This is a genomic window from Pseudoalteromonas sp. AWM4_233 (genome assembly GCF_056158285.1).
This window is the reverse complement of record NZ_JBSWSZ010000001.1, coordinates 1,818,791-1,832,492: the sequence shown is the minus strand read 5'-3', so window position 1 is coordinate 1,832,492 and position 13,702 is coordinate 1,818,791. Positions and strand designations below refer to the sequence as shown.

12 protein-coding genes are annotated in these 13,702 nt (G+C 38.4%); 2 read left to right on the top strand and 10 right to left on the bottom strand.

What is annotated here, in order from left to right; translation table 11 throughout:
• Positions 1–155: 155 nt before the first annotated feature.
• Positions 156–1,850 carry an NAD-dependent malic enzyme gene (locus tag ACXAC4_RS08185; protein ID WP_475160501.1) on the bottom strand — a complete coding sequence of 565 codons (1,695 nt, stop codon included), beginning with the start codon at positions 1,848–1,850 and terminating at the stop codon, positions 156–158.
• 166 nt (positions 1,851–2,016) lie between these two features.
• Positions 2,017–3,774, bottom strand: coding sequence for a gamma-glutamyltransferase (ggt, locus tag ACXAC4_RS08180; protein WP_475160500.1), 1,758 nt, complete (start codon positions 3,772–3,774; stop codon positions 2,017–2,019).
• 87 nt (positions 3,775–3,861) lie between these two features.
• On the opposite strand from ggt, the gene rrtA reads away from it, so the two are divergent.
• Positions 3,862–4,458 carry a rhombosortase gene (rrtA, locus tag ACXAC4_RS08175; RefSeq protein WP_475164083.1) on the top strand — a complete coding sequence of 199 codons (597 nt, stop codon included), beginning with the start codon at positions 3,862–3,864 and terminating at the stop codon, positions 4,456–4,458.
• Between the two features lie 58 nt (positions 4,459–4,516).
• Here rrtA and ACXAC4_RS08170 read toward each other — a convergent pair whose 3' ends face one another.
• From ACXAC4_RS08170 to ACXAC4_RS08150, 5 genes are all read right to left on the bottom strand, one after another.
• The gene (locus ACXAC4_RS08170) at positions 4,517–5,329 is read right to left on the bottom strand and encodes an alpha/beta hydrolase (protein WP_475160499.1); all 813 of its coding nucleotides are present in this window, start codon (positions 5,327–5,329) and stop codon (positions 4,517–4,519) included.
• Positions 5,330–5,520: 191 nt separating this feature from the next.
• Complete coding sequence (locus ACXAC4_RS08165; RefSeq protein ID WP_475160497.1) at positions 5,521–6,102, bottom strand: hypothetical protein; 582 nt, start codon at positions 6,100–6,102, stop codon at positions 5,521–5,523.
• 91 nt (positions 6,103–6,193) lie between these two features.
• Positions 6,194–8,095: a S9 family peptidase gene (locus ACXAC4_RS08160; RefSeq protein ID WP_475160495.1), complete on the bottom strand. Its 1,902-nt coding sequence runs from the start codon at positions 8,093–8,095 to the stop codon at positions 6,194–6,196.
• Between the two features lie 119 nt (positions 8,096–8,214).
• Complete coding sequence (locus ACXAC4_RS08155; RefSeq protein WP_475160494.1) at positions 8,215–8,868, bottom strand: outer membrane beta-barrel protein; 654 nt, start codon at positions 8,866–8,868, stop codon at positions 8,215–8,217.
• Positions 8,869–8,972: 104 nt separating this feature from the next.
• Entirely contained in the window at positions 8,973–10,157 is a 1,185-nt protein-coding gene (locus tag ACXAC4_RS08150; protein ID WP_475160493.1) for a serine hydrolase domain-containing protein, read from the bottom strand.
• Between the two features lie 199 nt (positions 10,158–10,356).
• On the opposite strand from ACXAC4_RS08150, the gene ACXAC4_RS08145 reads away from it, so the two are divergent.
• Positions 10,357–12,471 (top strand): winged helix-turn-helix domain-containing protein, encoded by a 2,115-nt coding sequence (locus tag ACXAC4_RS08145; protein WP_475160491.1) that lies wholly within the window; start codon positions 10,357–10,359, stop codon positions 12,469–12,471.
• 43 nt (positions 12,472–12,514) lie between these two features.
• On the opposite strand, the gene ACXAC4_RS08140 is transcribed toward ACXAC4_RS08145, so the two are convergent.
• From ACXAC4_RS08140 to ACXAC4_RS08130, 3 genes are all read right to left on the bottom strand, one after another.
• A complete protein-coding gene (locus tag ACXAC4_RS08140) occupies positions 12,515–12,805 on the bottom strand; it encodes a YciI family protein (protein ID WP_138478889.1) in 291 nt (96 codons plus the stop codon).
• Positions 12,806–12,847: 42 nt separating this feature from the next.
• Positions 12,848–13,030 (bottom strand): alternative ribosome rescue factor ArfA, encoded by a 183-nt coding sequence (gene arfA, locus ACXAC4_RS08135; protein WP_475160487.1) that lies wholly within the window; start codon positions 13,028–13,030, stop codon positions 12,848–12,850.
• A gap of 209 nt (positions 13,031–13,239) precedes the next feature.
• The gene (locus ACXAC4_RS08130) at positions 13,240–13,617 is read right to left on the bottom strand and encodes a hypothetical protein (protein WP_475160486.1); all 378 of its coding nucleotides are present in this window, start codon (positions 13,615–13,617) and stop codon (positions 13,240–13,242) included.
• Between the last annotated feature and the right edge of the window lie 85 nt (positions 13,618–13,702).

The following is a 13,702-nucleotide window of genomic DNA, read 5'->3' as shown; positions in this document are numbered from 1 at the left end:
CTAAATTAGAAGTCTTTAACACAGCTATCATCAGGTTTAATCCATCAATATGATTAAGTGTTATTGCGGATTGGTATAAGTATAGAAGCTTGGAAAAATTAGACATAAAAAAAGCCAGCAATCTTGCTGGCTCAATTTAAATTACAAGCTAAGTATTAAATGCTACAACGCTTGTAATTGCGGTACTCAGGGTACCAGTAGTTTTTATCGATTGCTTTAAGGATGGCTTCATCAGACATTTCTAATGCGACACCTTCTTCCATCGCTTTCTTCGCAACAGCAAATGCAATCTTTTTACTTAACGGTTCGATCTCCACCAGCGCAGGTAATAGACTGCCTTTACCTGTGTTTGCACGAGGTGAAGCTTCAGCAAGCATTTCACTTGACACCATCAGCATTGCATCAGTGATACGCTTAGCTTTAGCTGCAATGACGCCTAAACCGATACCTGGGAAGATATAGCTATTGTTACACTGAGGAATAATGAACTTTTCGCCGTTATATTCCACTTCACCAAATGGGCTACCAGTTGCAACAATCGCTTGGCCATTCGTCCACTCAATCACATCTTTTGGATGTGCTTCAACTTGGCGTGAAGGATTACTTAGAGGGAAGATAATTGGCTGCTCACATCCTGAATGCATCGCTTTAATCACTTGCTCAGTGAACAAACCAGGCTGACCAGAAACACCAATTAAAATGTCTGGTTTCGCACAGTGCATTACATCTAATAAAGACGCAAAGTCACCGCTATATTGCCAATCAGTTAACGCATCTTTTTGTTGCACAAGCGCAGCTTGGAAATCACGTAGCCCTTCCATACCTTCAGTAAGTAGACCAAATCTGTCAACCATGTACACTTGGCTACGCGCTTGCTCATCTGAAATGCCTTCAGATACCATTTGACTGATGATCTGCTCAGCAATACCACAACCCGCAGAGCCTGCACCAACAAACACCACTTTTTGCTCACTCAGTTTTACGTCTTTAACACGGCAAGCAGCAAGTAAAGAGCCCACAGTAACCGCCGCAGTACCTTGAATATCATCATTGAAGCTACAAATCGTATCTTTATAACGCTTAAGTAGAGGCATGGCATTTGGTTGTGCAAAATCTTCGAATTGAAGCAGTACGTTTGGCCAACGTCGTTTAACCGCTTTGATGAACAAGTCTAAGAACTCGTCATATTGCTCTTGGTTAATACGCTTATGACGTGCACCCATATACATAGGATCGGCAAGTAGCTTTTCATTATTAGTACCCACATCAAGCATAACAGGTAGCGTGTAAGCAGGGCTAATACCGCCACAAACGGTATAAAGCGATAATTTACCGATTGGAATACCCATACCACCGATACCTTGGTCACCTAAACCAAGAATACGCTCACCGTCAGTAACAACAATCACTTTTACTTTGCCTTTTGTCGCATTACGTAAAATATCGTCGATGTTGTGACGTTCTTCATATGAAATAAATAGACCACGAGAGCTGCGATAAATATCAGAGAATTTTTCACATGCATCACCTACCGTAGGCGTATAAATGATAGGCATCATTTCTTCTAAATGATCACGGACTAAACGGTAGTAAAGAGTTTCATTGTTATCTTGAATTGCGCGCAGATAAATGTGTTTATTTAAGTTATCTCTGAATGAAGAGTACTGCTGATAACATCGCTCTACTTGCTCTTCAATGGTTTCGAAACGCGGTGGCAATAACCCATTTAAGTTAAAGTTCTCACGCTCTGATTGACTAAATGCACTACCTTTATTTAATAAAGGCGTTTCTAACAGGTTAGGACCTGAGTATGGAATGTATAGATAATTTGGATCGGTTTGTTTAGTCATATTTACTTGTAATGATACGTCTGGCTGATTTTATTATTACTTAGCTGTGAATAGGCAAGAAAGCAAAAAATTGCTTATAAATAAAAAAGGCGCTTTAACACAACTAGATAATTAAAGAGCCTTGCAGTATATCTTAAAAATATCACTAAACCTACGGGTTTAGCCGTCATTCACCGAGCACAATGCCCTCTCGTCGAGGATCTGCGCCACCTACGAGCTGACCTCCGACCAGTTCAATGCCATGTAAACCTGAATTCAAATCTCGAATAAAAACTTTATGCCCTAAACTTTCAAAATAAGCTTTGTATTGTTCAAGCTCAGTGCCTTTTTCTAAAGTCGTTACTTTGTTGCGGTTAGTTATCTTTGGAAGATTGATAGCAGACTGAATGTCTAACTGCCAATCAAGTACGCCTATGACTGTTTGTGCAACATAGTTAATAATACGACTTCCTCCCGGAGAGCCAACAACTAAACGTAGACTGCCATCTTTGTTGAACACCATAACCGGCGACATAGAACTACGTGGACGCTTATTGGCTTCAACGCGATTAGCGCGCAATTTGCCATTCTTCTTCGGAGAAAGCGCAAAGTCGGTTAGCTGGTTATTTAATAAATAGCCGTCAACCATAACTGTCGAACCGAAGGCCATTTCAATAGAGCTGGTCATAGACACCGCATTCCCCGCTTGGTCCACAATTGAAACATGAGTGGTAGAAGGCAGTTCATAGCTGTTATCTGCGGCATAACTTAATGCGCCGTTTAGCGGCTTACCTACAGGGACCGTATGATTGTCTCTGTCTGAAATCAGCTTTGCACGTTCAGCTAGATATTCATCATCAAGTAATGCATCGGCTGGCACAGTGACAAAGTCAGGATCTGCCACATAATGGTTTCTGTCAGCAAATGCCAAACGCGAAGCTTGGGTAAATAAGTGCAGGGCTTTAGGGTCATTAGGCTGATATTGGCTTAACTTTTTACCTTCAAGTAATTTCAAAATTTGCAGTACAGCCACCCCACCACTACTCGGTGGTGCCATAGAGCACACTTTGTACGCATGATAAGGCGTACAGATAGCGTCTCGATGTTTACTTTGGTAATTTTCTAGGTCTGATAAAGACAATAACCCAGGTGCAATTTCGGAGGTTTGCACGGCATCAACCATATTTTCTGCATGCTGGCCTGTATAAAAAGCCGAAATACCCTGCTCAGATATATTCTTGTATAACGCAGCCAATTTAGGGTTTTTACGAATACTGCCCACAGCTAAAGGCTGATCATCTGGGTAAAAATAAGCTTTCGCTTCGGGTAAACGAGTAAGACCCGGATTAAACTTTTTAGACAACAACATATTTAATCGCGGCGAAACCACAAACCCTTGCTCTGCTAATTCAATGGCTGGCTCAAATAAGTCGGCCCAAGCCAATTTACCATGTTCTTTGTGTGCTTTATCAAAGGCGTGAAGAATACCGGGTACACCCACCGAGCGACCACCTACAACGGCCTTAATCCAAGGGGCTGCTTTGCCATTTTCGTCTAAGAATAAACCTGAGGTTGCTTTAGCTGGCGCTGTTTCTCGGCCATCTAACGTTGTTAGTGCATTTTCGCTTTTATCGAAATGCAAAATAAAAGCACCGCCACCAATACCTGAAGATTGAGGTTCAACCAAGGTTAAAACCAACTGCGTAGCAATTGCCGCATCAATTGCACTGCCGCCTTTGTCGAGCATCAATTTACCCGCTTTAACAGCGTAGGGATTTGCAGCCGCAATCATATAATTATCGGAGATGTGCTTTTGCTTTTTTGTAAAACCAGTGGCTGCTTCTGGCTCTCTTATTTCTTGTTTTGGTGAAATTTGGCTTGAGCAGGCACTTAATAAAGCCAATGAACAAAGCGATAACGCAAAAGGCAGAGATTTGAATGTCATAGTTGTTGTCATTAATTTTCAAGTTCTGGTTTGCATGATAAGAGTAAACGGGCAAAATATGCAAAAAATAAAAAAGAAATTTGATTGATGATCCAATTGCCACTAGATAAAAAATACATACTGCCTCCCATACTGCTTTCATTATTAAGCTTTACCTTAATGATCCTAAATACCAATGACTTACTAGAGTTTCATCGAGATAAAATCGCGATTGGTGAAGTCTGGCGTATATTCACAGGACAGTTTGTTCACGCGAACCCAACGCACTTACTACTTAACATTGTAGGGATTGGCTTTATATGGCTGTTACATGCTGAACATAGAACACAAAGCCAATATTATATTCATATTGTTTTCTTAGCTTTATGGACTGGAATAGGCATTTGGCTATTTGTACCTGATATAAAAATCTACACTGGGCTAAGTGGTCTGTTACATGGTGTAATCGTTTGGGGCGCACTCAAAGACATTCAAGTTGGTATGCGTTCAGGCATTCTTTTGTTCGTTGGTATTTGGGCAAAACTCGCTTGGGAACAATGGGCTGGACCAAGCGTTGAAGTCAGCGAACTGATCCAATCACGTGTCGCCATTGAAGCACATTTAATTGGTGCCATTGGCGGACTGGTGATGGGATTAGGGTTAATTAGAAACAAATTAACAGACAAGTCAGAAAAGAAAGACTAAATAACTAAATATTAAAAAGGCCAAAGAGTGAAATGGCCTTTTTAAATGAATAGACTCACTAATCGATCAGTAAAGCGCTCATCGCGTCATCCATTGCGTGTTTGACTACAGGGATATGATCAACATCATAGTCTAGTTTTACGATTTCGAGCTCTTTAAATTGCTCATACTCCAGCATCTCTTGAAACCAATCTACATATCGGCCATTACTTACTTTGCCTCTAGCTGCAATCAAAATGGCCTTGCTTTTTAAACGACTATCAAGCACGCCTCTATCAGAAACAAGTAAAGGGGTAATTTCTGTATGTGCCCAAAAGCTACCATCGAACGAGACATGCGCGCTAAAAAACGGATCTTGTGGGTCATCCATTAACATGGCTAAACCTGCAAACAAACCAGCATAAGAATGTCCAACTATACTTCGTTTAGATTGATTTATTGGATAATTTGGCTCTAATTTTGGCGCCAATTCATAAACAATGAAGTTAAAGTAATCTTGCGCTAAGGGCCATTGCGAGTAATCCTCACGGTGCTTATAGTTAGCATCGACAAAGTTTTCATCGCCAATAATAATCGCTTCAATTTCAAGTTCGTCTAAGCTATCTGCTACTTTACTAAAATGCCACTCTGCGTCTAAAACATATATTACAGGGTAAGTTTTATTTGCACTTATGTTTTTTGGCAAATATAGCTGAATTGGGTAAGTTACACCTGTAAATGTAGATGAAACAGGCTTAAGAATTGAACGCTCGCCTGCTTGGAAAGGCTGAAATGTCTGAGCACTTGGTTTTTCAGAATTCTTAGAACTACTTCCACACCCAATAAAGCTACCTATCAATATAACAAATAGAAAATATTTAAATTTAGACATCGGCATCATCCTTAAATACAATCTAATGTTGCGCTAAGCTGAAAAATATAAATAGATTAATATTAAATGACGGCTTGTACAAATAACCTTGTTTTAAGAACATATTCGGTATCGGAAGCGCAAAAAATCATTGTGCTTGGCTCTTTTTTCAATGCTCTGCCAAGCACAAGTAAGAAAGATAGAATTATTGTTTAATCGCAATAATTTTCGATTACTTTATAGTTGCTCATTTCAACTTTTTTGTATGTATTATTTTCTGTTTCAATAATCTCGAATAGCTTTACACCACACGTTTCTTTTCCATTAGGTAATTCGACATAATCGTATAAAGCTTCATAATTTCCATTTTCTTGTGCTTCAAATGTAACCAACTTTCTGCACCAAGAGTATAAAGCTCCACCAGAATCGACTTTGCCTGGAGAAAACCCTGAAATGCCAACGCCGTTAAATTGAAATGAGAATGGTTTTCCTGCTGGAATGTAAACTTCATTTTGATGTGAATCACCAAGCTCTTTATCATAAGCAGGCATATCTAAACGACTCAAGCTTCTAACAAGGTTAGCTTTCACACCAAGTGTTGCAATATGGCTACCATGCTCAGAAACAGTCGAGATGCAACTGTTATTACTTGGTCTACCAACAAAATTATTATTACTCGGGACAGAAGCTAATCTTAATTTTGCACTAGGACCATCAACCATAGGCTGAAGATAAATATTTTGAGCACACCCAGATAACATGATCACAGCCGCAGATAACAAAACCTTTTTCACAAGTTCTCCTTTTTATTTATATAAAAAAGCCAGAATACATAAATATCCTGGCTATAAAATTCCTGTGAAAGGTACTATGAAGTTGTGTTTTTTACAACGTTTCTTCTAACCACTTGAAGAACTCACGCTGCCACACAATACCGTTTTGCGGTGTCAGTACCCAATGGTTTTCTTCTGGGAATAGTAAGAAACGACTCTTTAAACCACGTAGCTTAGCAGCTTGGAATGCCGCAATACCTTGCTCAAGTGGCACACGGTAGTCTTTTGCACCATGAATAACAAACATCGGCGCATCCCACTTATCAATGTGATTGATTGGGTTAAATTGACCGTATGCTTTGTTTGTAGATGCGTTATTTTCCCAATAAGCACCGCCAAGCTCGTTATTGACGAAGAACAGCTCTTCAGTTGTACCGTACATGCTTCGTAAGTCGAAAATACCACAGTGTGCAATAAAGGTTTTGAATCGGCCTTCATGGTTGCCTGCTAAATAAAACGCAGAGTAACCGCCGTAACTCGCACCTACAGCACCAATTCGAGACTTATCAACGTAAGACTCTTTTGCAACATCATCAATTGCAGCAAGGTAATCTTCCATTACCTGACCACCCCAATCGTTACTGATGTCTCTGTTCCATTGCTCACCATGACCTGGCATACCTCGACGGTTAGGAGCAACAACAATATAGCCCTGAGAAGCCATTACTTGGAAGTTCCAACGGAAAGAGTAGAACTGTGAAAGTGCAGACTGTGGACCACCTTGTAAATAAAGAAGTGTTGGATACTTTTTCTTCTTATCAAAGTTCGGCGGGTAAATCACCCAAGTCAGCATGTCTTGGCCATCTGTTGTTTTAACCATACGCTTTTCAACGTTTGGTAAATCAAGACCCGCATAGAAAGCGTCGTTCTCTTTGGTGAGAGCTGTTAGTTTTTTGCTGCGAAGGTCAAAACGATAAATCTCACGCGCCGCATTCATGCTATTACGTGTAACGACGAGTTTGTCTTTTAGCACAGCAACAATGCCATTTACGTCAAACTGGCCTTTAGTTAGCTGTTTAATTTTTGGTTTAGATTTACTTTTTGTATTCACTGCAACTTGGAAAAGTTGAACTGTGCCATCGATAGGTGCAATAAAGTAGATGCTTTTACCATCATGACTCCACTTAAAACTGTTTACTGTGCCATCCCAATGCTTAGTTAAGTTAAGCTCACGATTTTTAACTTTAACGACAATATCATTTTTGTCAGCTTCGTTACCTGCCTCATCCATTTGTAGCCAAGCTAATTGGCCTTTTGCAGAGAACGCAGGATACTTATCGTAACCTAAGTTACTTTCAGTGATATTGGTCGTCTTTTTACTTTTCAGGTTATAACGATAAATATCTGTATTTGTACTTTTTACATACTCAGTGCCTGTAAGCTTTTTACTTACATAGTAAATATTTTCACCTTTTGGGCCCCATGTATAGTCAGCGACACCGCCAAACGGCGATGTTGGGCTATCAAACGGCATGCCCTTCATGATGTCGACTTTTTCTTCTGTCTTGAGGTCTTGGTAGAAAACATGCTTATACTTACCGTCTTTCCAAGTATCCCAATGACGGTAATTTAAATCATCGAACACATACGCATTAGCTTTGCCGAGCTCTTTATAGCGATCTGTTGCAAGCACATCTTCAAGCTGAACTTTTTTGTGGAAAAGTTTTTTTGTACCATCAGGTGACAGGCTTTTGTCGATCACAACACCTTGGTAATTTTCTAATAGCTGTGCATCGCCACCTTTCAAAGAAACCTGATAAACTTTGCTATCAAAACTATTGTTTTCAATGCTTGGTGTTGTAACTTTATAAATAACGTGGGTTTTGTCTTTATTAAGGCCTAAAGCGCTTACTCTTTTTAGTTCCCATAACTTTTCAGGTGTCATCACCTCATTGGCAAAAGCACCAACACTAAAAGCCAGTCCTAAGCTGACTGATACAATCGTTCGCATCATCGCGAATGTCCTCCAAAAATAAATCGATGTAAGAGTACATAATTAGAGGACGCGTGAATAGTAGATGAGATAATATAATGATTTATATTATTGAAGCTTGTTTGTTTTAGAAGCTGAGTTTAAAAAGCCCAACCTAACACTAAAGAATAGTCGTTTATTTTATGAGAATAACTGACATCAGCTGCAAATGCTCCATGTTCGCTTTCTTTAATACTGAATTGCGAGTACTCAAAACCTATGTAAATACTATCTGAAACTTCATATTCAGAGCCCACTGAAAAGTATACATCTCTACCACTATGGGTTTGTTCTTGAATATCATTTACAACTAACATAGCAGGCGAATATTGTTTATAGTGCCAATTAGCTAAACCAACTCGTAAATTTACATTCAGTTTTGCATTAATATTTACATAACTCTTAATACCAAATTTAAGCGCGTCTGTTTCGATTGGTAATTTAACAGAGACAGATTCGAAGCTGTTGTCATTTATCAAATCAGAAGAGATATTTCGTGTGTACGAATGATCTGCCTCACCATAAAAATGTTTAGATAACTCAACCGAAAAATATTCCGAGATAGGTAGACCAAATCTAATACCGAAAGAAGTAGAGCTATTACTAGAAGAGCGCTCATCACCTAAATCAAAGTCTTGAGATGCGTGGAGCTTATTTGAAGAAGACCCAATTAAAAGCTCAGTCGTAAAAGAAGGAGTAGAAGACGCGTATGAATTTGATGCTAAGAAAACGAGTCCAAAAAGATATTTGTTCATTACAGCCTAAAAAGATATAAATTAGCCGTGAATGATAACACTTATCATGCAAATAATTGAAAGACTACATAAAAATATTCAACTTTATGTAGTCTTATAAAACTTTATAAAAATGCAGGTAAAACCGTGTTTAAGGCTGCATCTAATATTTTATCTTCTCTATCATGACCCTTTATTACAACAACCAAATCAAGGTCTTTTACTGAAATAACGTATTGACCACCACCGCCCCATGCAAAGTTAGCTTTAAATTGTTTATCATCTATCGCGATATCCGTCTGATAAATAAAATAGCCATACATGAAGGTTTCGGGGATCCATGTATCAAGCGGGTCAACAATGGCTGAAGTTGCTTTATCTAAATAAGCTTTAGAAACAAGTTGCTTACCTTGCCACTGGCCATCATTGAGTAATAAACTCCCCCACTTTAACATATCTCGTGATGTGAACTTGGCACCATATCCGCCAGTGGGTAAGCCACTGATTGACTTTCTCCATTGATAATTTTTAATGCCTAACTTATCAAGCAACTCGGTTTTAATAAATTGTTCTGCACCGCCAGGCACAACAGCATCAATGACTTGCATTACCAGCACATCATTTAAATTACCATATGCATAGGCTTGTGACTCATCTGTAATGGCTTGAGAATTTTCAAAAATCGCTTGTATATGTTTTTTGCCTTTCAGATTATCAGGCTGATTTTCAATCTCTTTAATCGTTTCTTGATCTATTTTAATCCCACCTCGCATTGTCATCGCTTTGTGGAGCGTAATTTTTTCAACTCCAGAAACAAATTTACTCGAATCTAAGCCATCGAAAAAGCTAACTAATGGCTTATGTAAATCGTCTAATGTTAAATACCCCTTTTGAATAGCGATACCAACTATAAGACTAGTAAGCGCTTTTGTCGCAGAGGCTTGCCCAGTCGGTAAATCTACTCTTGAACGACGGTAATAAGATTCATAAATCAATCTATCTTTATGGCTGATTAACAAACTGTCATACAAGCCATACTTTCCTGACTGAATGTCTTTTGATAATTGAAGGATTACACTTTTGTTCTTAGTAACTTTAGATAGATCACCTACTTCTAACCCATCCGATCTTCCTTCGGGGTATGTACTGACGTAAGCACTCTCAAGGTAGGGTAAATCCCAAAATGACATGGTTTGTTCATTTTTAGATGCAATCGGTAGGTTCTTAGTAAACTCATGCGATACCGCATTACTCGATAAAATGCTCATAGATACAAATAGTGTAATGCTTAATGTTGATTTAAGACTCATACAGCCTCCTTTTAGTCAGTTGTACAACAAAGCTACTAAAAACATTTAAAAACACATGAACTGACAATGATTTTATACTGACGTTTACCTGATAATTTTTAAAAGCATGTATATCAGATAGTTAGAGAATTGCGTTTTGAAAAGCCCAAAGGTAATCTATTCATAAATAACTTAATTCAAATTGGCACTTCGAGCTGGCATGGCAGAGCAATATAAAATTGGCGAGTTTCTTATAGACCTTTCGCGCAATCAAATTACACAAGACACTAAACCACAAATCATTCCGCCAAAAGCCCTCGCCGTTCTTACTTATTTAGCCAAACATCAAGGCAAAGTGATTAGTCAGGACGAGTTATTAGATAACGTTTGGAAAGACACTGTTGTCTCACCTAATACATTACAACGCAGTATCGCCCAGCTCAGAAAAGCATTAGGTGATGATGGTAAAGAGCAAACCTATATTAAAACCCATGCAAAACAAGGTTACAGCTTAGAGCAAAACGTACATTGGCTCACCAAAGAAGAACAAACAATACACTTCCAAAAGCAAAACCCTGAAGATGTCCCCTTAGGCAGAGATAACAAAGTAAGTCAAAGCGATAGCTCTACAAAAAGCTCTAATAAGCCGTTGTTAAACATTACATACGTCTTGTCTATATTTACATTATTGATTCTTGTATTAATAAGTAGTTATTACTTCGCAGCACAACCATCAAAACCCTTTTCCATAGGGCAAATACGAGCCCTAACCGCGACAGACGGCAAAGAATTAGCCAGTATTTATTCACCAGATGGTAAGTACATTATTTTTCATCGCTACTCAGAAGAAGAATGTATTAACGATATTTGGGCGAAAAACCTAGAAACACAGCAAGAATATAAACTCACCAAAAATATGGATATCTATGGGCAACAACGCTTCTCAAAAGACGGGAAGAAAATTATTGTCATCCGAACCGTTGACTGTGCTGAACCCGTTACGCAAAAAAAATGCTATCAACTTATGAGTCTTGATTTCGAAAAAGCCTTAAACGCACCGCAGGAAATGGATTTAATCCTAGAGTGCAAAAATTCCGAGATTAGACGACCCTATTGGATGAACAATGGTCATATTGCGCTAATGCAAAGACACACTGAGCGTTGGCAACTGGTGAGTTTTGAAAGTAATCAGAGCCAAACCAATGTGATCCATGATGGCTTTGTTTACCACTACGACTACTCACCAACCTATGATTTACTTGCAGTCACGAGTATTAAGGAAGATAGCAGATACTATATAGATCTCATCAAACCTAACGGCGAGCTGATTTCTAGCCATCCAATTCTTTTACCTCCAGAAATTACAGGTTATCGTTTTATTCGCCCTAACTTTTCTCCAATTGAAAACACATTAATTTTTAGTACAGGTAGGCAACTGTTTTCAATGACGTTTGATGGCGAAATACAGAATATTAGTATTCCCGTTGACAAGCCTTTCTCAAGTCCAATGTTTCACCCTGATGGTGATAGAGGCCTGGTTATAAAAGGGGTGTATGATACAGATATAATTGTAGTCGATATAAACGATGGTTCATCTAGTGTTATTTCAAGGTCAAATACAGGTGAAAATAGTGCAGTGTATCAACCAAAAGGCAATTACATTGCCTTTGAGTCAGAACGATCGGGTGACGAACAAGTTTGGGTAACAAATCAAAATACGACTACGCAACTGAGTAAGTTACCAACAGACAGCTATGTCACTGGTATGAAATGGTCGAGCGATGGTAAAAATATATTATTGAACGCAAATAGCACGTTATTTAATATTTCTTTAGATAAAGTACAAACACCAATAAAGACAAGCTTACCAGTACTTGCATTATTACACTGGGACGATAATAAAAACTCGGCATTGGTATTTGCACAGTTGAATGGAGTAAAAAAACTGGCTCAAGTAGATTTAATTTCAGGCGCAGTGCAAAAGCTGACAGACAAGCGTGTCAATTGGGCAACAAAAACGGATACCGGTGCGATTGTACTCACCGATCATATGGATAGATTCTGGATTTCTAGCGCGATAGAGTATCAACCTATTCCCGCACTTAATATACAAGGCGGTGATAACAAACGCTTCTTTATTCGTGATAACAAGATTTACGGTGTAAATAACCAAAATCTAGCTTGGCGTTATGACTTAAAAACTAAAGACTTTGAGACTATTACGACACTTACAAAGAACACCGAAAATATCACGGATATTAAGAATAACAAACTGCTAGTGACAAAAAGGCAAGTTGCCAACAAAGAAGTGGTAGAGCTACTACTAGTTAGATAAGTACCTAAAACTAAAGTGGTTAAGGTACTTATTTAAAATCGGATTAATCTTGGAGAAGAAACGCCAATGGCTGCGCAGCCATGGTTGGTAAAATTTCTGTAATTTCATAATGCGCAAGAGCTTCAATAAAGAATGGGTCTTGCGCAATTACCTTGTCTAACTGCTTTCTATCTTTAATTGTAGAAATGATCACACCACCCGTTCTTGGGTTCTTGCGGCCTGACAAAATAAAGTTGCCATTGCCATAATGCTTCTCTAGAAACGTTTTATGCTCTGGAATGTATTTATCAATGACGCTAAGCGGTGCGCAGTAACTCAAAGACACAATAAACATAGAAAATCCTTATCTATATGAACAAAAACCTTATCTTAAAGCTTAGGCTGCCTTAAGATAAGGCTCTCGGCCTTTGTGTTTGTTGCTACGTTGATAACTGCACTTACCTTTTTTTGGCTTTTCAACTTTACTCTTAAACAACACACTCGTCACAAGCGCCTTAATCGCATTATCTTTTATCTCACCACGATGGTGGTCGTGTTGATATTTTTTGTTTTTACTCATCAATTCCTCTTTTAAAAATGAGTTAATTTCGACTCGGCTATCGTATATAAAAAAACTATAAAAACAATCAATATTTAATCAATTTAAAGTTTTATATTTGACGGAAGACCATGAAAACTTGTGTATAGCCGACTCAAATTTTTTACTCATGTAATTTAAATAAGCGCCGTATCTCAATTTTTGACATGGTTTTGTTCTGATAATTAAGACTAGTTTACCCCCATGAAGCCTAATAACCCGACGGATAACAAGAGTGACCACTGCGGTAACTTGATAAATGTACGCGTCTTAAAAAAGTACCATCCAACCACAATAAACACGACAGAAAAAAAGACAAAGCTTGCAGAAAGTAAAATTACAAGGTTCTGAAATTCAATAAAATTAAACCATCCAATAAAGCAGAATGCAGCAGCTGAAATAACAAGCATCACAGATACCATATGCCAGCAGCCTAACAGGGTTGCTTTTGGTATGTCGGGAAAGTCAGATTTAAGAAAAGGCCTAACCGGTTCAATCTGACCTGCAATTATATGAACCAATGCCGTTAACAGCGCCAAAATACCGGCTGAAAAAATTAAAGTATTCATCTTTATTCCTTTAAAAATTAATTAAAACTCGACCTAAGACCAAAATAAAAGTGGATTGTATGAGTCTAAATCTAATAATTATATA